The sequence below is a fragment of the Rathayibacter sp. PhB127 genome, from assembly GCF_003751665.1.
Classification (GTDB): domain Bacteria; phylum Actinomycetota; class Actinomycetes; order Actinomycetales; family Microbacteriaceae; genus Rathayibacter; species Rathayibacter festucae.
The window spans coordinates 222,939-244,919 of record NZ_RKHW01000002.1 but is presented as its reverse complement, the minus strand read 5'-3'; the positions used below and the strand labels follow the sequence as shown (position 1 = coordinate 244,919).

The following is a 21,981-nucleotide window of genomic DNA, read 5'->3' as shown; positions in this document are numbered from 1 at the left end:
ACCGATCCAGCGCCGGTGACATCCCGGCGAGTCTACCGCCACGGGGGTCCTCGGGCCCGGAACCGCGGGCGGCGCGCGCTCTACACTGATCGGATGGCAGCCTGGTTCCGACGTCGACGTCCGCTCGGCGAAGCCCCCCGACTGACCCCGCGCGGAGAGTCGACGAGCAAGCGCGACCGCGTCGATCTGGCCGACCTGAGCCCCCAGCTGCTGCCCTACCTCGGTCAGGTGGCCTACTTGCAGCTCGCCGTCTTCGAGGCGCTGGCCCGCGGGGTGGCGGGCACGGACGACCTCGCCGACAAGGAGGCGATCTCGGCCGCCGCCGGCACCGCGCTGGCGAAGCACCACGCGGTCGTGGCCGAGCTGCGCCGGCGCGACGTCGAGCCGAGCGAGGCGATGGCGCCGTTCCGGCCGGCCATCGACACCTTCGAGCACCTCACCCGCGGCGCCGACCTGCACGAGACGCTGCTGTCGGCGTACATCACCGCCGGGCTGCTCGACGACTTCTTCATCCGGCTCACCGGCGGGCTGCCGAACGACGTCGGGCCGCGGATGGCGCAGACGCTGGGCGCCGACACCGGCGTCGACGGCCTGGTCGCGATCCTCCGCCGCGAGATCGCCGCGGACGAGCGCCTCGGCTCCCGGCTCGCGGTCTGGGGGCGCCGCCTGGTCGGCGACACGCTGCTCGTCGCGCGCTCGGCGCTGATGGGCTCGGGCAACCCCGACTCCGACGAGTCCCGGATCGAGCCGGTCTTCACCGAGCTCATCGCCTCGCACACCCGCCGGATGGATGCGCTCGGCCTGACGGCCTGACGCCTCGGCGCGGGTGTCGAACGGGGTCCGTCGCCTCCGGCTCGCGTAATCACCTCCGGCTCGCGGGATTCGCCCGTTCCCGCGTGCCCGAGGGAGATCCGCGTGCCGGAGCTCGGCCTGTGCCGCGCCTCATGCTGGTCGAGTAGCCCCGGAGGGGCGTATCGAGACCCACGTCCTCCGGAGAGTGGGTTCTGCAGACCCGACTCCCTGCGGTGGTGGATCTCGATACGCCCGCTGCGCGGGCTACTCGATCAGCATGGAGGCGACCGCCGCTGGCTGGTCGATCAGTACGGAGGACGTGCGCCGCCGCTGCGTCAGTCGTCGATGAAGCCGGGGACGTGGGCCAGGGTGGCGACGGTGCGGGCGCGGCCCCACTCGACGTGAGCGTGGGCGACGGAGACGGCGAGCGCGGCGTCGCCGGCGGCGATCGCCTCCGCGAGGCGCACGTGCTCGTCGTGCCGGACGCCCGGCTCCGCCTGGATGTTGGCGATGTTGAGACGGTTGCTGCGCTCGTCGAGCGGCTGCATCGTGGTGATCAGGAGCCGGTTGCCCGCGATCGCCTCGATCGCGCCGTGGATGCGGCCGCTCTCGGAGTGGAAGCGCGCGAGGTCGCCGGCGGCGAGGGCGGCGCTCGCGTCGGCGACGACGGCGGTCAGGGCCGAGGCGTCGGCGCCGCGGGCCACCGCCTCCGCGGCCTTGCGGGCCACGAGCGGCTCGAGCGCCGAGCGGATGTCGTAGAGCTCCTCGACGTCGCGCCGCCGGACGATCGAGACGACGGCGGTGCTGCGCGGGCGCACCGTGACCAGGCCGGCCAGCTCGAGCCAGGGCAGCGCCTCGCGGATCGGGACGCGCGAGACGGCGAGCTCGGTCGCGAGATCGCGCTCGCGGATCGGCTCGCCCGCGGGCAGCCGGCCGTCGAGGATGCGCGCGCGCAGCTCCTCGTACACCCGCTGCGACATCGTCTGCGCGGGACTCTTCGTCGGCATCGGCGCTCCTGTCGGTCTACCCGTTCTCCGTCCTCGAAGGGTAGCGGGCGGTGCAGGAGAGACCCGTCGGCCCTTGTAACGCCGTCTTCATCTGCCCGAAACACCCTGGCGCCGGATCGGATCTACCGTGATCGACGTGCCTCGGTATACCGAGCGCCTCCCTCGCCACTCCGCCGGAAGGACCCGCCCCATGAGCACCGTCACCAATCCGCCCCCCGCCACGACGATGGGCGACCGCATCGAGGCCGCCTACTCGCGCATCGGAGTCACGAGCGCGCACCTGGGCATCGTCGCGATGATCCTCTTCGGCGTCTTCTTCGACGCGATCGAGCAGAACACGGTCGGCGTCGCCGGCCCGATCCTCGCCGCCGACTGGGGACTCGCCGGCGCGCAGATCGGCCTGCTCAACACGGCGACCTTCACGGCGGTCGCGCTCGGCCGGGTCCTCGCCGGAGTGGTGATGGACCGGATCGGGCGGCGCACCCTCCTCGGCGCGAACCTGATGATCTTCGCCGTCGGCTCGCTGCTCTGTGCCTTCGCGCCCAGCTACGAGATCCTGGTCGCGGCGCGCTTCCTGGTCGGCCTCGGCCTCGGCGGCGAGATCGCGACGGCGGTCATCATGCTGGCCGAGTTCTTCTCCGCCAAGCACCGCGGCACCGCCGTCGGCCTGATCAACGTCGCCGCGGCCGGACTCGGCAACATGCTCGCCCCGCTCTTCGGCGTCATCGTCTTCTCGGTCTTCACCGGCGACGACCGCTGGCGCTGGCTCTTCGGCATCCTGGTGATCCCCGCCCTCGCGGTCGTGGTCTACCGGCGCGCGCTGCCCGAGACTCCCCGCTACCTCGCCGCCCGGGGCCGCGTCGCCGAGGCGAACACCGTGATCAACCGTCTCGCTCAGGGCCGGCTGCACCGCCCCGTGACCGACGAGGTGGACTACCTGGGCGGTGCCGCCGACCGACCCGTCACCGCCGTGAGCACCCCGCGCTGGACCGAGCTCTTCGGCCGCCGCCACCGCCGCACCACGATCGCCCTGGGCGTCGCGGTCTGCATGTCCTACGCCGCGCAGATCTCGATGCTCACCCTGATCCCGCTGATCCTCACCTCTCGCGGCTTCGACATCACCAGTGCGCTCTGGTATACCCTCGTGATGCAGTCGGGCTCGCTCGTCGGAGCGCTGGTCGCGGCGCTCGCCGCCCGCCGGCTGCCGCGCAAGCTCACGCTCACGGTCGCGGCCCTGCTCGGGATCGGCGCCGGTCTCGGCTTCGGCTTCCTCGGCACCACCGTCGCGCTGGTGCTCGTCTTCGGCTTCCTCTTCAACTTCTCGGTGATCGTGCTCAACACCACCATCTGGCTGTTCGCTCCGGAGCAGTACCCCACGCGCATCCGCGGCCTCGGCACCTCGGTGATCCTCGCCCTCGGCTCGCTCTCCGGCGGACTGTTCCCGCTCCTCGCCGGCGCCGTGCTCGACGCCTCGGGGGTCGGCGGGATGTTCGCCCTCCTCGCCGGGCTGTTCGCGATCTGCGCGATCGCCGTGCAGTTCCCGCGCGAGACCGTCGGCCGCCCGATGGCGGAGGACTGAGCGTGCAGCGCACGGTCGTCGTCGTGAATCCGAACACCTCGGTCGCGACCACCCGGCTGCTAGTGGCCGTCGCCCGCGACGCGGTGCGCGGGGAGGACGTCCGGATCGTGGGGGAGACGGTGGCGCAGGGGCCCTCGATCATCACGACGCCCTCCGCTCTCTCCGCCGCGGCGGCGCACGTGATGACTGCGGCTCGACGCGCGGTGCTGCTGCACGCACCCGACGCGATCGTGGTCGCCGCGTTCGGCGATCCGGGTGCCGCCGAGGCGGCGGAGGCCACGGGGCTGCCGGTCGTGGGCATCGGAGCCGCGGCCGTGCGCGCCGCGAGCGCGGGCGGCCGGCGGTTCGCGATCGCGACGACGACCGGCCGGCTCGAGCCGGTGCTCCGGGCGCTCGTCGCGGACGCGGGGAGCCTCGACGCCTATGCGGGCTGCTTCCTCACGGCGTCGCCGGCGGAGGAGCTCGAGGACCCGGACCGGCTGCACGGCGAGCTGCACGCCGCGGTGCTGCGGGCGCAGGCGGGCGGGGCGGAGGCGGTGATCATCGGCGGCGGGCCGCTCAGCGCGGCGGCCGAGCGGCTGGCCGCGGAGTTCGCCGGGGTGCTGCCGATCGTGGAGCCGATCCGCGCGGCGTTGGCGGAGGCGCTCGCAGCGACTGAGCGGGTCGAGGCGCTGCCGGCCTGAGGCCCCGGGCCCGGGAACGACGAAGGCGCGGGAGTCCGGGACTCCCGCGCCTTCGCGTGGTGGTGGGCGGCGCTCAGGGAGCGACGCGGTCCGGGGCGACCCGGCCGGCGAGCATCGCCTCGAGGGCGGCGTCGTCGCGGCGGGTGCGCGCCCGGCCAAGCGCGACGTCGGCCGCGAGGACCGCGACGGCCGCGAGGCCGAGCGCGAGGATCCAGATCAGTCCGCCGTCCCAGGGCAGACCGGCCCAGGTCAGCGCGACCCAGACGACGGCGGCGACGACGCCGCCGAGCGCGGGGATCAGCACCGACCCGTGCAGGTGCCGGTGCGGCAGCCCGTAGCGGGCGGCGAGGCCCAGGAGGATCCCGCCGAGCGTGACGAAGAGGAGCTCCACGACGTGACCGTGCGGGAGGGGCTAGGCGACGAAGCCGACGCGGCGCGACTCCTCGGAGCCGACCTCGACGAAGGCGATGGTCTCGGTGGGGACGATGTAGATCTTGCCCTTCTCGTCGCGCAGGCGGAGGACCTTGGCGCCCGCCTCGAGCGCGGTGGTCACCGTCTTCTCGACCTCGGCCACGGACAGCGAGGACTCGAAGTTGAGCTCGCGCGGGGTGTTGACGATTCCGATACGGATTTCCACCAGCAGTGCCTTTCGGGAGGGGACGTGGCTGTCAGGATACGGGACCAGGCGGCGCGGCCGACGCCGGTTTCGCGCTGAGCGGACCCGGCCCGGGAGGGGCCGCCCGAGGGCGCTCGGCAGTGTCGGCGGTCTTCGTTAGCGTGGTCGCGTGAGCGCTCCTCGAACCCCGGCACCCGCCTCCGACGAGGCTCCCGCTCGCGACGGCTCGGCCGGCGAGGGGCTCGTCCTCGACCCGTCGCAGCGCGCCGTCCTCGCCCTGCCGGACGGCCGCAGCGCCGCGGTGCTCGGCGCCCCCGGCTCGGGCAAGACCCGCACGATCGTCGAGCTCGTCGCCGAGCGCGTGCTCGAGCGCGGCTACGAGCCGGAGTCGATCGCCGTGCTCGCCGCCAGCCGCACCGCCGCGACGGCACTGCGCGACGTGCTCGCGCTGCGGCTCGGCGTCCCGACGCGGGGGCCGCTGGCGCGGACCGCCACTTCGCTGGCCTTCGAGGCCGTGACCGCCGCCGCCAAGGAGCTCGGGATCGACCGGCCGACCCTCCTCACCGGCGGCGAGCAGGACGTCATCCTCTCCGAGCTGCTCGAGGGGCACCTCGAGGAGGGCACCGGGCCGCGCTGGCCCGACGAGTTCAGCCCCGAGGTGCTGCGGCTGCGCACCTTCCGCACCGAGCTGCGCGAGTTCGGGATGCGGGCCACCGAGCACGGCCTCGACACCGCCGCGATCCGCCGGCTGGCCGTGGACGCGGACCGCGGCGAGTGGTCGGCCGCCGCCGCCGTGCTCGAGGAGTTCCGCGACGTCGTCGACTGGATGTCGCCGCAGGCGGGGACGAAGCTCGACGCCGCCGAGTTCGCGGCCTTCGCGGCCGAGACGATCCGCGACGGCGGCGGGGGCGAGCGGATCCGGGCGCTCCGCCTCGTCCTCGTCGACGACATGCAGGAGGCGAGCGAGTCGACGGTCGTGCTGCTGCGAGCCCTCGCCGCGCGCGGCGTCACCGTGCTCGCGTTCGGCGACCCGGACGTCGCGACGAGCGCCTACCGCGGCGCCGCCTCCGACACCCTGGGCCGCTTCGGCCCGGCGATCGGCGTGAGCGACGCCGAGACGCTGGTCCTCGGCCGGGTGCACCGGCACGGCGCGGCCCTGCGCGCGCTCGTCTCCGCGGCGACCCAGCGGATCGGCACGGCCGCGGCCGGTCGGCAGCGCGCCGCCGAGGCCCCCGCCGACGAGGAGGGGGCGCCCACCCCGCTGCTGGTGCTGCACGCTCCGACGGCGGCGCGCGAGGCGGCGACGGTGGCGCGACTGCTGCGCGAGCGGCGGCTCCGCGACGACGTGCCGTGGCGCCGGATGGCCGTCGTCGTCCGCTCCGGGGCGGCCGTCCAGCCGCTGCTGAAGGCGCTCGCCGTCGCCGAGGTGCCCACCCGCTCCGTGCTGGCCGGTCGCGCCCTGCGCGACGACCACGCCGCGCGGGCGCTGCTCGTGCTGGTCGGCGTCGCGGTCGGCGAGCGGCCGCTCGACGCGGAGCTGGCGGCGGAGCTGCTGCTCGGCCCGTTCGGCGGCGTGGACCGGCTCGGACTCCGGCGGCTGCGGCTGGCCCTCCGCGCCGAGGAGCTCGCGGGCGGGGGGATCCGCGCGAGCGATCCGCTGCTGGTCGAGGCGCTGGAGGCGCCGGGACGCTTCGCCACGATCGACTCGGGCCCGGCGCGCCAGGCCGAGCGCCTCGCCGTCACGATCGACCGGGTCCGCCGGCTGCACGCCGAGCAGGGCTCGATCGAGGAGCTGCTCTGGTCGGCCTGGGAGTCGAGCCGCGTCGCCTCCTCCTGGCGCGAGCTGGCGCTCGGCACCGGACTCACGGCGGCCGAGGCGAACCGCAACCTCGACGGCGTCGTCGCGCTCTTCAGCTCGGCGCGGCGCTTCGTCGAGCGGGCGCCCGGCCACTCGGCCATCGGCTTCGTCACCGAGATCCTCGAGGCGGAGGTGCCGGAGGACACGCTGGCGCCGCGCTCGGTCGAGGACGCGGTGCTGATCGGCACGCCCTCCTCCGTCGTCGGCCTCGAGTTCGACGTGGTCGTGGTCGCGCGGCTGCAGGACGGCGTCTGGCCGAACCTGCGCCAGCGCGGCTCGCTGCTCGACCCGGACGGGCTGATCCGGCACGCGCGCGGCGAGGGCGACCTGCCGCTCGACGGCCGGAAGGCCACTCTCGACGACGAGCTGCGGATGTTCGCGCTCGCCGCCTCCCGCGCCCGGCGCCAGCTCGTGCTCAGCGCCGTCGCGGGCGAGGACGAGACGCCGTCCCTCTTCTTCCGGCTCACGCCGCCCGACGCGCCGCGCCTCGATGCGGCGTCGGCTGTGCCGCTGACCCTGCGCGGGGCGGTCGCGGGGCTCCGCCGGACCGCGACGACGCCGAACTCGGCCGAGGCGCCCGGTGCGATCCGGGGGCTGCGAGCGCTCACGCTGGCCGAGGTGCCCGGTGCCGACCCTGCCTCCTGGTACGGCGTCCTCGAGCCCTCCACCACCGAGCCGCTCTTCGACCTCGACGATCCGGAGCGGCCGGTCTCGGTCTCGCCCAGCCGGCTCGAGGCGTTCGAGCGCTCGCCGCTCGACTGGTTCGTCGACGCCGTGTCGGGCTCGACCACGAGCACCGCGATGGGGGTCGGCACGCTCGTGCACTGGGTTCTCGAGAACGCGGCGAGCACCGAGCCGGAGGCGCTCTGGGCCGAGCTGGAGTCGCGCTGGCCCGAGCTGGTCTTCGAGTCGCCCTGGCTCGGCGAGCGGCAGCTGCGGGTGACCCGGCGCCTGGTCGACGGCCTCGCCGCCTACCTGGCCGACTTCGAGCGCAGCGGCGGAGCGGTGCTCGGGCGCGAGCAGCAGTTCGAGATCGACGTGCCGCCCGCCCGGATCCGCGGCTCGATCGACCGCGTCGAGCGCGCGCCGGACGGCTCGGTCGTGATCGTCGACCTCAAGACCGGCAGGAGCACTCCGCGCCAGGCCGACATCGCCGAGCATGCGCAGCTCGGCAGCTACCAGCTCGCCGTCGCCAGCGGCGCGATCGAGGCGGCCGGCGCGGACGAGGGCGGCGGCGCGAAGCTGCTCTTCGTCGCGAAGGGCGTCCGCGGGTCGCTCTACCGCGAGGTGGTCCAGCCCCGCTTCGGCGAGGAGGAGCTCGAGGCGCTGCGCGAGCGGGTCCGCGCCGCTGCGCGGGGGATGGCCTCGGCCGGCTTCTCGGGGCTGCTCGACGCGGTCCCCTTCTCCCCGGGTGACGCGCTGCGGTACCGGATCCACGCGGTGCCGGAGGTCTCGGGGGACGGTCGGCTGGCGCTCGACGAGGTCGAGACGGACGAGGAGGAGACCGCGGCTCCCGAGGACTCGTCCCTGGACGCCGCCGACCCCGACCCCGCCGCCGACTCGGATCCCGCCGCCGACCCCGCTCGGGCCGCCGACCCCGCTCCCGACTCCGCCGCGACCCCCGAGGACGGACCCCGCCCGTGATCGACGCCCTGACCATCGCCGAGGCCCTCGACCTCCGCCCGCCCACCGTCGAGCAGCGCGCCGTCATCGAGGCGCCGCTCGCCCCGGCCCTCGTCGTCGCCGGCGCCGGCAGCGGCAAGACCGAGACGATGGCGAACCGCGTGCTCTGGCTGCTCGCCAACGGGCTCGCCGCTCCCTCCGAGGTCCTCGGCCTCACCTTCACCCGCAAGGCCGCCGCCGAGCTCGGCGAGCGGATCGGCCGCCGGATCGACCAGCTGGGGGCCGCGGGCCTGCTGCCGCTGCGCGAGGGCCAGACCGAGCCCGACCCGTTCGAGGCCGCCACCGTCTCGACCTACAACGCCTTCGCGAACACGATCTTCCGCGACAACGCGGCGCTGATCGGGCGCGAGGGCGACGCGACCGTGCTCTCGGAGGCGTCCGCCTGGCACCTCGCGCGCGGGGTCGTCGCCGACACCGCCGACCCGCGCATCCTCGAGGTCGAGGCGAGCATCGACCGCCTGACCGACCTCACCGTCGCGCTCGCCCACGACCTCGCGGACAACCTCGCCGACCCGGCCGAGGTCGCGGGCTTCGCGGAGGACTTCCTCCGCCTCGGCGAGCTGCCCCGCGGCTCCAGCGGCTCCGGTCTCTACCGCGAGCTCGAGAAGGCGCTGCAGGCCGTCGGCGCGCTGCCGGTGCTGACGGCGCTCGCCGAGCGGTTCCAGGAGGCGAAGGCCGAGCGCGGCTTCGTCGAGTTCTCGGACCAGGTGGCGCTCGCGCTGCGGATCATCGAGCGCGTGCCCCGCGTCGTCGACGAGCACCGCGCCCGCTACCGGGTCGTGCTGCTCGACGAGTACCAGGACACCTCGGTGCTGCAGACCCGCCTGCTCGCCCGGCTCTTCGCCGAGCAGGGCGTGATGGCCGTGGGCGATCCGCACCAGTCGATCTACGGCTGGCGCGGCGCGAGCGCGGAGGGCCTCGGCCGCTTCGCCCTCGACTTCGGCTCCGCGGCGCGCTTCTCGCTGTCCACCAGCTGGCGGAACGGGCACGGGGTCCTCGCCGCGGCGAACGCCGTCGTCGCACCGCTCACCGCGGGCAGCGCCGTGCCGGTCGACCGCCTCGCCGCCGGACCGGGCGCCTCCGACCACGCCGTCGAGCTCACCTTCCCCGAGACGATCGAGGACGAGGCCGACGACGTCGCGCGCTGGTTCGCCGGCCGCCTCGCCGAGAACGCCGAGCGCGGGGAGGCGCCGCCGTCGGCCGCGGCGCTCTTCCGCGTCCGTGCGCACATGGACCGCTTCGCCGCCGCGCTCTCCCGGCACGGCGTCCGGTACCACATCCTCGGCATCGGCGGCCTGCTGCGGCAGCCCGAGATCGCCGACCTCGTCGCCGCGCTGACCGTGGTGGAGGACCCGGCGGCGGGCAGCGAGCTGGTCCGCCTCCTGGCCGGCGCACGCTGGCGCCTCGGCGTCCGCGACCTGCGCGCCCTGCGCGATCTCGCCTCCTGGCTCGCGTCGCGCGACCACGCGCACCGCCTGCTGCCCGAGGAGGTGCGCGAGCGGATGCGCGCCTCGGTCACCGAGGGCGAGGGCGGCTCGATCATCGAGGCCCTCGACTTCATCGCGTCGCGACGCCCCGGAGAGGACGGCCGGCTCGACCACTCCGCGCTGTCCTCGTTCAGCGACGCGGGCCTGCTCCGCCTGCACGACGCCGGCACGCTCTTCGCCCGCCTCCGAGCCCGGGCCGGCCTGGACCTCCTCGACTTCGTCACGCTGGTCGAGCAGGAGCTCGGCCTCGACATCGAGGTGGAGGCCAACGAGTCGCGCAGCGACGGCCGCGCCAATCTCGAGGCGTTCCGCGAGGCGGTGTCCGGCTACCTGCAGACCGACGACCGCGGCGCGGGCACCGGCTCGTCGCTCCGCGGCTTCCTCCGCTGGCTCGTGCTGGCGGACAAGCGCGACGGCCTCGCGCCTCGGCCCGAGGACCCGGAGCCCGGCACCGTCCAGCTGCTGACGATCCACGGCTCGAAGGGCCTGGAGTGGGACCTGGTCGCCGTGCCGCGGATGGTCGACGGCGAGCTGCCCGGCACTCCGGTCGAGGGCTTCCGCGGCTGGGTGCGCCTCGGCGCGATGCCCTACGCCTTCCGCGGCGACGCCGCCGAGCTGCCGGACCTCGCCTGGCGCGGCTGCGCGACGCAGAAGGAGGTCGTCGACGCGATCGCCGACTTCGGCGACACCCTGCGCGAGCGCAACGAGTCCGAGGAGCGCCGGCTCGCCTACGTCGCGGTCACCCGGGCCCGGCACCACCTGCTGCTCAGCGGCTCGTGGTGGGCGGGGCAGGCGAAGCCGCGCGGACCCGGCGTCTTCCTCCGTGATCTCGCCGAGGCGCGCACCCTCCCGGAGCTGCCGGTCGAGCCGTCGAACCTCGAGAACCCGCTCGAGCAGGCGCCGCGCACCTTCCACTGGCCGCACGACCCGCTCGGCGCCCGCGGCGACCGGGTGCGCGCGGCGGCCGAGCGCGTGCGGGTCGCCGATCCGGCGCTGCTCGGCGCTCGCGGCGCGGACATCCGCCTGCTGCTCGCCGAGCGCGCCGTGCGCCTCGCGGGCGGCGAGCGCGTCGGCCTGCCGACCCGCATCCCGGCCTCGCGGTTCAAGGACATCGTCAGCACGCCCGCCGAGGTCGTCGCGCAGCTGCGCCGGCCGATGCCCGAGCGGCCGTACCGGCAGACCCGGCTCGGCACCACGTTCCACTCCTGGGTGGAGAACCGCTTCGGCATCCAGGGCGAGGCGGAGTCGGTCGACACCTTCCCGGACGAGCTCGACGACGGCGGGGCGACCGCGGCCGGAGCGGAGGGGGAGCAGCTCGCCCGCCTGATCGAGACGTTCGAGCGCTCGGAGTGGGCCGACCGCCGCCCCGAGGCGGTCGAGATCGAGATCCACCTCCAGCTGGCCGGGCACGTCGTCGTCTGCAAGCTCGACGCCGTCTACCGGACGGAGGAGGGCTTCCAGATCGTGGACTGGAAGACCGGCCGCGCCCCGAAGGACGCGGCCGATCTCGAGCTCAAGCAGTTCCAGCTCGCGCTGTACCGGCTCGCCTACTCGCGCTGGAAGGGCGTGCCGCTGGAGAGCGTCGACGCGGTGTTCTACTTCGTCGCCGACGACCTCGTGCTGCGGCCCGAGCGCTTCTACTCGGAGCGCGAGCTCTCGGAGTCGCTCTCCTCGGCGACGGGGGCGAGCCCGCGGCCGTGAGCGGAGGAGCCGGTCCGCGCGCCAGGCGTGCGGTTCAGCAGCTCCTCGACCTCGGAGACCTCGAGCACCGGTCCGGTGTCGGTCGACAGCGGCGCGGACAGATCGCCGAGCACGCTGTCGACCAGGAGGTCGAGCATGCCGACCGCGTCGTCGACGATCGCCGAGTCCTCGGTCTCGGTGCCGTGCAGCAGCCAGCGGGCCAGCTCGAGTTCGGCGTAGAGCTGAGCGCGCTGGCGGAGGGTGCGGTCGACCGCGCCGGCGCGCATCCGCGAGTACGCGGCGAACGCAGTGCCGGCCCCCGGAGCGCTGAGCAGCCAGTGCAGGTCGCGGGCCGGATCGCCCACCCGCAGCGCCGCCCAGCCGAGCACGGCGCTGACGGAGTCGCCGGAGCGGAGGAAGGAGTCGGAGGTCATCGAGCCGTTCACGACCGTCGGGTCGAACTGCCAGAGCGCCTCGTCGGAGGAGGCCGACTCCCAGCGCGCGACGAGCGCGGCGGGCACGTGGCCGGTGTCGGCGGCGCGCTCGATGACGGCGACCGTCTCGTTGACGCTGTCGCGGGCCGAGGCGACGGGCAGCCCCGCCTCCTGCACGAACGACGCCGGCAGCGAGTGGATCGCGCCGATCGCGCGTCCGACCGAGTCCGCGAGACCACTGGAGGCCTCGACGTCGTCGATCAGCACGCGGTCGCCCTCGAGGTACTCGTAGACGACGCCGCGGGTGCCGTCGAACGGCGTCTGCCCGATGCTCTCCTGCAGATCGAACGGCAGGCGGCTGCGGATGCCGGCGGTGAGCGCGCGCAGGGCGACGAGGTCGCCGAGCTGCTCCTGCTCGGCCAGTGGCGAGGTCGGCACGCGCACCACCAGGCGGGCGCCGTCGCGCGTGGTCAGCAGAGCGGAGTCGAAGTCCCCGTGCGTCGAGTGCGTGAATTCGCGCGCGGTCCGGACGTCGAGGCCCTCGACGGCCGAAGTGGCCAGCGCGGCTAGAGTGAGATGGGATCTGGCCATGCTCACCAGGGTAGGTCGCCGGGCGCCCGACCGGCCGGTCGCCACGCGCTGACCAGCCGATGCCGTCGAGGAGCCGCGCTCCTCCCGGCCGCAGCCCGGCCCGCCACCTCCTCGGCCCCGTACCGGCCGTCCCCCCGGCACCGCTTCGAAATGAGCCCGCATGATCCCGTCCTTCTCCGACCGCCTCCCGCTCGCCCGTCAGGCGGTCGACCGGGACTACCTCGCCCGGGCGCGTCCCGAGCTCTTCGACGAGCTGGACGCCGATGCGGCGACCCGGGTCGTCCTCCTGCGCGGCGACCGCGCCCTGGTCGACGGCGAGCGCCTCGCCCTGCGCCCCGCGGCCGACGTGCCGGCCGGCGCCCTCCGCCTCTACCTCGGCCGCACCACCGTCGACGCCGAGGGCGAGCCCGCGGGCACTCCCGTCGTCGCCGCCGTGCTCACGGACGAGCAGGCGAGCGCCCTCGAGCCCGACGACGCCGCCTGGGGCGCACTGCGCACCCTCGCCGAGCACCTCAGCGACCGCGATGCCGGCCTCTTCACCGAGGCGCTCGCGATGGTCAACTGGCACGCCTCGCACGGCTTCTCGCCGCGCAACGGCGAGGCCACCGTGATCGAGCAGGGCGGCTGGGTCCGCCGCTCGCCCGCCGACGGCAGCCAGGTCTTCCCGCGCACCGACCCGGCGATCATCGTCTGCGTCCTCGACGCCGACGACCGCCTGCTGCTCGGCTCCAACGCGATGTGGGGCACCGGCCGCTTCTCGCTGCTGGCCGGCTTCGTCGAGCCGGGGGAGTCGCTCGAGGCGGCGGTCGTCCGCGAGATCTTCGAGGAGTCCGGGATGCGCGTCGTCGACCCGCAGTACCTCGGCTCGCAGCCCTGGCCGTTCCCCGCCTCGCTGATGATCGGCTTCACCGCCCGCCTCGCCGAGGACCAGGCCCCCGCCGACCTGCTCCCGGACGGCGAGGAGATCGTCGCCCTGCGCTGGTTCACCCGCCAGCAGCTGCACGACTCGCTCGAGTCGGTGCTGCTGCCCGGCCGCTCGTCGATCGCCCGCGCGATGATCGAGGACTGGTACGGGGGAGCGCTCGAGAACGGCCCCATCGTCGCGTGACCCTGCTCGACGGACTCGACGAGGGGCAGCGCGAGGCGGCGGAGGCGCTGCTCGGCCCGGTCTGCGTCCTGGCGGGCGCAGGCACCGGCAAGACGCGGACCATCACCCACCGGATCGCGCACGGCGTCGCGACCGGCGTCTACACGCCGGCCCGCGTGATGGCGCTGACCTTCACCAGCCGCTCGGCCGCCGAGCTGCGCTCCCGGTTGCGCGTGCTCGGTGCGGGCGGCGTCATGGCCCGGACGTTCCACGCCGCCGCGCTCTCGCAGCTCGGTTTCTTCTGGCCGCAGCTGGTCGGCGGCACGATGCCGCAGCTGCTCGACGGCAAGGCGCGGCTGCTCGGCCACGCCGCGGAGCGGCTCCGGCTGAAGCTGGACACCGCGACCCTGCGCGACCTCTCCGCCGAGATCGAGTGGCGGAAGGTCTCCGCCCTCTCGCTCGAGCAGTACGCGGTGGCCGCCCGGACCCGTGCGCTGCCCGGACGGCTCACCCTCGAGCAGACCGTCGCGATGGTCGACGAGTACGAGGGGCTGAAGGACCAGCGCCGGCAGATCGACTTCGAGGACGTCCTCCTCGTCACGGCTGGGATGCTCGAGTCCGAGCCGGCGATGGCGATGCAGGTGCGCGAGCAGTACCGCTTCTTCGTCGTCGACGAGTACCAGGACGTCAACCCGCTCCAGCAGCGGCTGCTCGAGCTCTGGCTCGGTGACCGCAGCGACCTCTGCGTCGTCGGCGACGCGAGCCAGACCATCTACTCCTTCGCCGGCGCCCGCGCCGACTACCTGCTCGACTTCGGCTCGCGCTGGCCGGCCGCGACGGTCGTCCGCCTCGAGGAGAACTACCGCTCGGCGCCGCCGATCGTGCAGACCGCGAACCGGCTGATGCGCGGCCGGCCCGGCGCGCTCGTGCTGCACTCCGTCGCGAGCGCCCCCGCCGCCGCCGAGAGCCCGGAGCCGGCGATCGACGCCTACCCCGACGACGTCGCGGAGGCCAGGGGAGTGGCGGCCCGCGTCGCCGCCGACATCGAGGCGGGCGTGCGCCCCTCCGCCATCGCGATCCTCTTCCGCACCAACTCGCAGTCCGCGATCCTCGAGCGTGCGCTGCACGAGCGCGGCGTCGCGGCGCACCTGCGCGGCGGCAAGCGCTTCTTCGACCTGCCGGAGGTGAAGCAGGCGGTGATGCAGCTGCGCGCGGCCTCGGTCTCCATCTCCGGCGAGCCGCTGTTCAAGTCGGTCAGCGACGTCCTCCGCTCGCTCGGCTGGAGTGCCGAGCCGCCGTCGGCGCCGGGCGCCGTGCGCGAGCGCTGGGAGTCGCTGGACACGCTCGCCCGGCTGGTCGACGAGGCGCCCGCCGGCTGGAGCTTCAAGCAGTTCACCGACGACCTCCTCGCCCGCCAGCAGGTGCACCACGAGCCGGACCGCGCGGCCGTCACCCTGGCCACCTTCCACTCGGCCAAGGGCCTCGAGTGGGAGTCGGTGCACCTGATGGGCCTGACCGAGGGCCTGCTGCCGATCTCGTACGCGAGCGGCCTCGAGGCGATCGACGAGGAGCGCCGGCTGCTCTACGTCGGCATCACCCGCGCGCGTCAGCGGCTGCGGCTCTCCTGGTCGCAGTCGACCGTGGGCCGGGTCACGCGGCGGGAGCCGTCGCGCTTCCTCGCAGAGATCGGCACGCGCACCCGCGGTGCGGCTCCAGCCGCCGCTCGCTGAACGAGCCGGAGGCGTCGGAGTAGGTGCGCTCGACACTGCGCAGCCCGGTCCAGCCGGCGTGCAGCCGCCGGAGCGCCGCGTCGGCCGCCGCGACCGCGATCGCGGCACTGGAGAGGGCGGTGCGGGTCGAGGCGGTGGTGCCGAGGACCTGGATCACCAGTCGCGGCCACTCCGGGTCGAGGTCGATCCGGTCGCGGTAGGCGCAGTGCAGGCAGGGTCCGCCGCCCGGTTCGACGAGGGGGCCGATGCGGACCGCCTCGTCGCCGAAGACCACGGCCAGGTGCGGCACGTCGCCCGAGAGCCAGTGCGCGGCGCGCGCCGGAGCGACGGCGTAGTCGGCGACGAGCACCGCGAGAGCGGGCACCGTGTCCTCGGCGACCAGCTCGCAGCCCTCGCCGCGGAGCAGGCTGCGCAGGGCGTCGGCCGCCGAGCCGACGCCCTCGACGACCACCCGTGGCGGCGCGGGCGGATCCGGGTCGATGCTCCGCAGCAGCACCGGGCGCAGCGCGGCGAGCAGCTCGTCGACGCGCGCGTCCGAGGCGCCGGCGCGGGTCGCGATCAGCCGCGCCGTGCCCGCACTGGTGCCCACCCGCAGGGCGTGCACCAGCAGCTCCTCGGCGTAGCCGACACCCTCCAGAACGACCCGCGGGTGGTCGAGTCCGACCTGCAGCGCGGTCGCGGAGCGCCAGACGAGGGGGAAGCGGGGATCGAGCCGGAGGACCATCGGGAGATCATGGCCGAGAGCGGCCCGGCGGCGCGGGAGTTGTCCACAGGTCGTGGGCCCCTCCCGCGCCAGGATCAGACCGGTCGGTCTCCGGTGGGAGCGGTGCCGTCGTCGTCCGGACGGCCGCCGTCGGTGCCGGCCTCGGGCTCCTCGCCCTCCGGCGCCGCGGGCGTCGTCCCGTTCAGCAGCTCCTCGAGCGCGCGGTCCATCTCGTCGGGCTCCGGGGTCTCGCCTCGGGCCTCGGCGCTCAGGCGCGCGACGAGGGCCGTCGGGTCGTCGAGGTCGTCCGAGCCGGGCAGCACGTCGGGGTGCGACCAGAGCGCGTCGCGCGCCTCCGGACCGACCGCGTCGGTGACGGCCTGCCACATCGCGGCGGCCTCGCGGAGGCGGCGCGGCCGCAGCTCCAGGCCGACGAGCGTGGCGAAGGCCGACTCGGCGGGCCCGCCGGACGCGCGACGGCGGCGGACGGTCTCGGCGATCGCGCCGGCGCTGGGCAGGCGGGTGGTCGCCGCGGCGGTGACCACGTCCACCCAGCCCTCGATCAGCGCGAGCATCGTCTCGAGTCGGCCGTGCGCGGCGAGCTGCTCCTCCGTCTTCGGCGGGATCAGCGCGCCGGAGGTCATCGCGTCGCGCAGCTCCTCGGGGTTGGACGGGTCGAAGTTCTCGGCCAGCTCTTCGAGGCGGGTGGTGTCGATCGTGATGCCGCGGGCGAAGTCGGTGATCTGCGAGATCAGGGCGAGCCGGACCCACTTGCCGTGCCGGAAGAGCCGCGCGTGGGCGAGCTCGCGCACCGCGAGGTAGATCTGCACCTGGTCGATCGGGATGTCGAGGCCCTCGCCGAACGCGGCGACGTTCTGCGGCAGGATCGCCGCGTCGTTCTCCTCGAGCAGCGGGATGCCGATGTCGCCGCCGGAGACGACCTCGGCGGCCAGCTGGCCGACCACCTGGCCGAGCTGGAGGGCGAAGAGGGTGCCGCCGATGCCGCGCATCATGTCCTCGGCGCCGGCGATCATCGCCTTCATCTCCTCGGGGGCCTGGTCGCGCATGACGCCGGTGAGCGCGTCGGAGATGCTGAGGGCGACCGGCTCGGCGAGCTGCGTCCAGACCGGCATCGTGAGCGAGATCCACTCGAGCCGGCTGATGGTGCGCGGGGGACGGCTCAGCTCGGAGACGTAGGCGACCTCGTCGAGCCAGAGCGCCGCGACGCCGAACGCGCCGTCGAGCGGGGCACGCACGGCGTCGGTCACCGGGACCGACTCGGCGCGCGCCAGCTGCTTCGCCTGCTCGAGTGCGAGCGACCAGTTGATCCCGCCGCCCGACTGCTGCATCGCGCTCTGCAACTGCGAGAGCAGGTTCTGCAGCGCGACCGGGTCGTTCGGCAGACCTGCGGCGCCGGCGAGCTGGCTCGGGTCGATCGGGCCGTTCCCCGAGAGGAACTGCCGGAGCATGTCGCGGAACTCGTCCTCCGAGCCGCCGCCCGGTCGGTCCGCGTTGTCGCCTTCGGCCATTCGGGGAGCCCTCTCTCATCGCACGGAGCCGGCCTCTGCACACCCGGTTCGGGCGACGGATCGTGACACGACTCCCAGTCGTGCAAGCTACGTTAGCCCGAGCGTCCGGAGCCACGACGTGAAGTCGACCGCCCGGCCCCGACCCGCTTCCGCCCGCCGCGAACACGCCGGCGCCGCCGCCCCGCACGTCCCCAGAGAGGCCCCCGTTTGCTGTTCTCCGTCGACCCGCGCCCCTCCTCCCCGCGCGGCCGGCGCGCCTGGGTCGGGCCCGCGGTCCTCTTCTCCGGCGTCGCGCTCGTCGTCGGGCTCGGCGTCACCCCCGCCCCCTACGTGATCGAGCAGCCGGGCCCGGTCTTCGACACCCTCGGCACGAGCGGCGAGGACGTGCCGCTGATCTCCATCCCGGACGAGACGACCTATCCCACCGAGGGCACGCTCGACATGCTGACCGTCTCGGTGGTCGGCAACCCGCAGAGCCTGCCGACCTGGATCGAGGTCGCGAGCGCCTGGTTCGACCGCACCAAGGCCGTCGTGCCCGTCGCGCAGATCTTCCCGCCGTCCTCCACGGTCGAGGAGCGGGACCAGGCGAACCAGGCCGAGATGACCGACTCGCAGCAGGAGGCGATCGCCGCGGCGCTCACGGAGCTCGGCTATCCGATCGGGCAGCGGGTCGCGGTCGCGCAGGTCCCGGACGACTCGCCCGCCGCCGGTGCGCTCGAGGCCGGCGACGAGATCCTCGCGGTCGCGGGGGAGCCGGTCGCCGACGTCCCCGCGCTGCGCGCGGCCGTGCAGGCCTCGGGCACGCAGCAGCCGGTGACCCTCTCCATCGAGCGGGACGGGGCCGAGCAGGACGTGCAGGTCACCCCGGTCGACAACGACGGCGCGGCCGTGATCGGCATCGTCGCCGGTGCGGCCTTCGACTTCCCGTTCGAGGTCGACATCCAGCTGGACGACGTCGGCGGGCCGAGCGCCGGGATGATGTTCGCGCTCGGGATCATCGACAAGCTCACCGAGGGCGCGCTGAACGGCGGCGCCTCCGTCGCCGGCACCGGCACCATCGACGCCGCGGGCGAGGTCGGCGCGATCGGCGGCATCCGCCAGAAGATGTTCGGCGCGGTCGACGCGGGTGCGCAGTACTTCCTCGCGCCCGCCGACAACTGCAACGAGGTCGTCGGCCACGTGCCCGACGGCCTCCAGGTCTTCAGCGTCGCCACCCTCGACGACTCCCTCGCCGCGCTGAAAGGCGTCGCCGCGGGCGACACCGACGCGCTGCCGACCTGCGACGGCGCGACCCCGATCAACTGACGGGTCGGGTCTCGATACGCCTCTGCGGGGCTCCTCGACCAGCATGTGCGGCCACCGAGTCGCCGAGCGTCCGCCGCATGCTGATCGAGCAGCCCGTGGAGCGGGCGTATCGAGATCCACCGCCCGGCCGAACCGCCCTGTCCGCTCAGGGCGGAGCCGCCGAGCCGCTCCCTGAGGGCGACGCTCAGGTCCCCTCGCTGGTCGTCGCCTACCATGGGGAGCCTCCCGTCACATCTCCACATCAAGAGGCTTATCCGTGAGTTCTGCAGCAACCGAAGCCCCGCCGCGCAAGAGACGGAGCGTTCTCGCCGTCACGGTCGTGGTGGTCGCCGTCCTGGTGGTGGCGTTCTTCGTCTTCGCCGGTCTCTACACCGACATCCTCTGGTACGACCAGCTCGGGTTCCTCTCGGTGCTGACGACGCAGTGGTTCGCCGCGGGCGGGCTCTTCGTCATCGGCTTCGTCGCCATGGCCGTCCCGGTGTTCGTGAGCCTGACGCTCGCCTACCGGCTGCGCCCGGTCTACGCGAAGCTCAACTCGCAGATCGACCGCTACCAGCAGGTCGTCGAGCCGCTGCGGCGCCTGGCCACCTTCGGCATCCCGGCGGTCCTCGGCCTCTTCGCCGGCGTCTCCTCCTCCACCCGGTGGCAGACGAGCCTGACCTTCTGGAACCGCACGCCCTCGGGCGACGTCGATCCGCTGTTCGGCCTCGACACGTCCTTCTACCTCTTCGAGCTGCCCTTCTACCAGAGCATCGTCGGCTTCGCCTCGGCCGTGCTCATCATCTCGGCGCTCGCCACCCTCGCCACCGGCTACCTCTACGGAGCGATCCGGATCAACGGCCGCGAGATCCGCATCTCGAAGTCCTCGCGCATCCAGCTCGCGATCATCGCGGCGCTCTACCTGCTCGTGCAGGCGGTCAGCCTCTGGCTCGACCAGTACGCGACCCTCAGCCGCCAGGGAACCCGGATCACCGGCGCGACCTACGCCTCCGTGAACGCGACGATCCCCGGCCTGCAGATCCTCGCCGCCATCTCCGCGCTGATCGCCGTCCTCTTCATCATCACGGCCTTCGTCGGCCGCTGGCGCCTGCCCGTCATCGGCACCGCGCTCCTCATCGTCGCGAGCCTGCTCGTCGGCTCGCTCTACCCGTGGGTCGTCCAGAAGTTCCAGGTGGAGCCGAACGAGCGCACGCTCGAGTCGACGTACATTCAGGACAACATCGACATGACGCGGCAGGCCTACGGCGTCTCCGACGTCCAGGTCATCCCCTACGACGCGACGACCGATGCCGAGCCGGGCGCGCTCCGCTCCGACGCGGAGACCACGGCGAACATCCGCATCCTCGACCCCGCCGTCGTGACCGACGCGTTCTCGCAGCTGCAGCAGTTCCGCCAGTACTACTCCTTCGGCGACCAGCAGAACGCGCTCGACGTCGACCGCTACTCGATCGACGGCTCGACGCAGGACGCCGTCGTCGGCGTCCGCGAGCTGAACCTCAACGGCCTCGGCACCAACCAGACCTGGTACAACCAGACCCTCGTCTACACCCACGGCTACGGCCTGGTCGCCGCCTACGGCAACCAGCGCTCGTCCGACGGCGAGCCCGTCTTCATCGAGTCCGGCGTCCCGACGACCGGTGACCTCGGCGACTACGAGCCGCGGATCTACTTCGGCGAGAACTCGCCCGGCTACTCGATCGTCGGCGGCGACGGCGACCGCAACATCGAGCTCGACTACCCGTCGGGCACCGAGGGCGAGCAGCAGACCTACACGACCTTCGACGGCAACGGCGGCCCCTCGCTCGACAACGTCTTCAAAAAGCTCGTCTACGCGATCAAGTTCCAGTCCGAGCAGATCTTCCTCTCGGACGGCGTCAACGACCAGTCGCAGATCCTCTACGACCGCGACCCGGTCCAGCGCGTCCAGAAGGTCGCGCCGTACCTGACGCTCGACTCGGACGCCTACCCGACCGTCGTCGACGGCCGCGTCGTCTGGGTGGTCGACGGCTACACCACCTCCGCGGACTACCCGTACTCGGAGGTGCAGAGCCTCTCGCAGGCGATCGCCGACACCAACACGCAGCAGCAGTTCCCGACCGACGACGTCAACTACATCCGCAACTCGGTCAAGGCGACGGTCGACGCCTACGACGGCAGCGTGACGCTCTACGCCTGGGACACCGAGGACCCGATCCTGCAGACCTGGCAGAAGATCTTTCCGAGCACCGTGGAGCCGATCAGCGAGATGTCGGCCGGCCTGCTCAGCCACGTCCGCTACCCGGAGGACCTCTTCAAGGTGCAGCGCGCCGTGCTCGGCACCTACCACGTGACCGACGCCGGCTCGTTCTACTCCCGCGAGGCCGCCTGGTCCACGCCGAACGACCCGACCTCCGGTGGAGCGAGCACGGCCGCCGTCGGCGGCGGGGACACGCTGCAGCCGCCGTACTACCTGACGCTGCAGACGCCCGACGTCGAGACGCCGTCGTACTCGCTGTACTCCACGTACATCCCGGCGAGCACACCCGGCAGCGCGGCGAGCCGCAACGTGCTCACCGGCTACCTCGTCGCCGACTCGGACGCGGGCTCGACGGAGGGCGCGGTGGCCGACGGCTACGGCACGCTCCGGCTGCTCGAGCTGCCGAGCGACGACACGGTGCCCGGCCCCGGTCAGGTGCAGAACGCGTTCAACACCGACCCGACCGTCGCGAACCAGCTGGCACTGCTCCAGCGCGGCGACACGACGGTGACCCGGGGCAACCTGCTCACCCTGCCCGTCGGCGGCGGTCTGCTCTACGTGCAGCCGATCTACGTCAGCTCGAACGGAGACACGAGCTTCCCGCTCCTGCAGAAGGTGCTCGTCGCCTTCGGGGACGACATCGCCTTCGAGGACACCCTCGACGCCGCCCTCGACAGCCTCTTCGGCGGCGACTCGGGAGCGGACGCGGGTGACACCGGCACGGTGGTCACTCCGACCCCGACGCCGACCGACACGGCGGATCCGGGCACGGGCGGCACCGGGACCGGCGACACGGGCACCGGCGGGACGGCTCCGACCGGCGACCAGACCGAGCTCCAGGCCGCGCTGAGCGACGCGAGCACGGCTCTCGCCGCCCGCGAGACCGCCCTGAAGGCCGGTGACCTGACCGCCTTCGCGGCGGCGGACGAGCAGCTCACCGAGGCGCTCCAGCGGGCGCTGGCGGCCGAGGGGCAGCAGTAG

At 73.9% G+C, this 21,981-nt stretch carries 15 protein-coding genes; 9 read left to right on the top strand and 6 right to left on the bottom strand.

The genetic code is table 11. The features are described 5' to 3' along the window. The first annotated feature begins 93 nt into the window (after positions 1 to 93). A complete protein-coding gene (locus EDF22_RS11665) occupies positions 94 to 813 on the top strand; it encodes a ferritin-like fold-containing protein (protein ID WP_123447589.1) in 720 nt (239 codons plus the stop codon). Positions 814 to 1,127: 314 nt separating this feature from the next. Here the strand turns inward: EDF22_RS11665 and EDF22_RS11660 are convergent, their stop codons facing one another. Then, positions 1,128 to 1,799, bottom strand: a complete 672-nt coding sequence (locus EDF22_RS11660; RefSeq protein ID WP_123705105.1) for a GntR family transcriptional regulator — start codon at positions 1,797 to 1,799, stop codon at positions 1,128 to 1,130. A gap of 190 nt (positions 1,800 to 1,989) precedes the next feature. Between EDF22_RS11660 and EDF22_RS11655 the strand changes: the two genes are divergently transcribed. After that, positions 1,990 to 3,378 (top strand): MFS transporter, encoded by a 1,389-nt coding sequence (locus EDF22_RS11655; protein WP_243583074.1) that lies wholly within the window; start codon positions 1,990 to 1,992, stop codon positions 3,376 to 3,378. A gap of 2 nt (positions 3,379 to 3,380) precedes the next feature. After that, positions 3,381 to 4,061 carry an aspartate/glutamate racemase family protein gene (locus EDF22_RS11650; protein WP_221180920.1) on the top strand — a complete coding sequence of 227 codons (681 nt, stop codon included), beginning with the start codon at positions 3,381 to 3,383 and terminating at the stop codon, positions 4,059 to 4,061. Positions 4,062 to 4,134: 73 nt separating this feature from the next. Here the strand turns inward: EDF22_RS11650 and EDF22_RS11645 are convergent, their stop codons facing one another. Both EDF22_RS11645 and EDF22_RS11640 read right to left on the bottom strand, forming a co-directional pair. Next, entirely contained in the window at positions 4,135 to 4,452 is a 318-nt protein-coding gene (locus tag EDF22_RS11645; protein ID WP_123447587.1) for a hypothetical protein, read from the bottom strand. Positions 4,453 to 4,473: 21 nt separating this feature from the next. Then, complete coding sequence (locus tag EDF22_RS11640; protein WP_123447586.1) at positions 4,474 to 4,698, bottom strand: DUF3107 domain-containing protein; 225 nt, start codon at positions 4,696 to 4,698, stop codon at positions 4,474 to 4,476. A 148-nt stretch (positions 4,699 to 4,846) separates the two neighbouring features. Between EDF22_RS11640 and EDF22_RS11635 the strand changes: the two genes are divergently transcribed. Continuing rightward, complete coding sequence (locus EDF22_RS11635; protein WP_123705104.1) at positions 4,847 to 8,179, top strand: ATP-dependent DNA helicase; 3,333 nt, start codon at positions 4,847 to 4,849, stop codon at positions 8,177 to 8,179. Next, positions 8,176 to 11,406 carry a UvrD-helicase domain-containing protein gene (locus tag EDF22_RS11630; RefSeq protein ID WP_123705103.1) on the top strand — a complete coding sequence of 1,077 codons (3,231 nt, stop codon included), beginning with the start codon at positions 8,176 to 8,178 and terminating at the stop codon, positions 11,404 to 11,406. The genes EDF22_RS11635 and EDF22_RS11630 overlap by 4 nt, the downstream gene beginning before the upstream one ends. Here the strand turns inward: EDF22_RS11630 and EDF22_RS11625 are convergent. Then, positions 11,343 to 12,410: a phosphotransferase gene (locus tag EDF22_RS11625; RefSeq protein WP_123705102.1), complete on the bottom strand. Its 1,068-nt coding sequence runs from the start codon at positions 12,408 to 12,410 to the stop codon at positions 11,343 to 11,345. The genes EDF22_RS11630 and EDF22_RS11625 overlap by 64 nt on opposite strands. Before the next feature lie 160 nt (positions 12,411 to 12,570). On the opposite strand from EDF22_RS11625, the gene nudC reads away from it, so the two are divergent. Together nudC and EDF22_RS11615 are read left to right on the top strand one after the other, a co-directional pair. After that, positions 12,571 to 13,518 (top strand): NAD(+) diphosphatase, encoded by a 948-nt coding sequence (gene nudC / locus EDF22_RS11620; protein WP_123705101.1) that lies wholly within the window; start codon positions 12,571 to 12,573, stop codon positions 13,516 to 13,518. Next, positions 13,515 to 15,227, top strand: coding sequence for an ATP-dependent helicase (locus EDF22_RS11615; protein WP_123705100.1), 1,713 nt, complete (start codon positions 13,515 to 13,517; stop codon positions 15,225 to 15,227). Before nudC ends, EDF22_RS11615 begins: the two co-directional genes overlap by 4 nt. Here EDF22_RS11615 and EDF22_RS11610 read toward each other — a convergent pair. Further along, positions 15,148 to 15,951: a hypothetical protein gene (locus tag EDF22_RS11610; protein WP_123705099.1), complete on the bottom strand. Its 804-nt coding sequence runs from the start codon at positions 15,949 to 15,951 to the stop codon at positions 15,148 to 15,150. The two genes, EDF22_RS11615 and EDF22_RS11610, sit on opposite strands and share 80 nt — an antisense overlap. Positions 15,952 to 16,025: 74 nt before the next feature. Beyond that, positions 16,026 to 17,459, bottom strand: coding sequence for a zinc-dependent metalloprotease (locus tag EDF22_RS11605; RefSeq protein WP_123705098.1), 1,434 nt, complete (start codon positions 17,457 to 17,459; stop codon positions 16,026 to 16,028). A gap of 207 nt (positions 17,460 to 17,666) precedes the next feature. On the opposite strand from EDF22_RS11605, the gene EDF22_RS11600 reads away from it, so the two are divergent. Then, positions 17,667 to 18,764, top strand: a complete 1,098-nt coding sequence (locus EDF22_RS11600) for a PDZ domain-containing protein (RefSeq protein ID WP_123447578.1) — start codon at positions 17,667 to 17,669, stop codon at positions 18,762 to 18,764. A gap of 256 nt (positions 18,765 to 19,020) precedes the next feature. Beyond that, on the top strand, positions 19,021 to 21,981 hold the full coding sequence (locus tag EDF22_RS11595; protein ID WP_260303430.1) for a UPF0182 family protein: 2,961 nt from the start codon (positions 19,021 to 19,023) through the stop codon (positions 21,979 to 21,981).

Bases quoted from the DNA above. Each gene is read 5' to 3' on its own strand.
- EDF22_RS11655 (WP_243583074.1), top strand. From the start codon at position 1,990: ATGAGCACCGTCACCAATCCGCCCCCCGCCACGACGATGGGCGACCGC.
- EDF22_RS11665 (WP_123447589.1), top strand. From the start codon at position 94: ATGGCAGCCTGGTTCCGACGTCGACGTCCGCTCGGCGAAGCCCCCCGA.
- EDF22_RS11610 (WP_123705099.1), bottom strand. From the start codon at position 15,951: ATGGTCCTCCGGCTCGATCCCCGCTTCCCCCTCGTCTGGCGCTCCGCG.
- EDF22_RS11625 (WP_123705102.1), bottom strand. From the start codon at position 12,410: ATGGCCAGATCCCATCTCACTCTAGCCGCGCTGGCCACTTCGGCCGTC.
- EDF22_RS11660 (WP_123705105.1), bottom strand. From the start codon at position 1,799: ATGCCGACGAAGAGTCCCGCGCAGACGATGTCGCAGCGGGTGTACGAG.
- EDF22_RS11605 (WP_123705098.1), bottom strand. From the start codon at position 17,459: ATGGCCGAAGGCGACAACGCGGACCGACCGGGCGGCGGCTCGGAGGAC.
- nudC (WP_123705101.1), top strand. From the start codon at position 12,571: ATGATCCCGTCCTTCTCCGACCGCCTCCCGCTCGCCCGTCAGGCGGTC.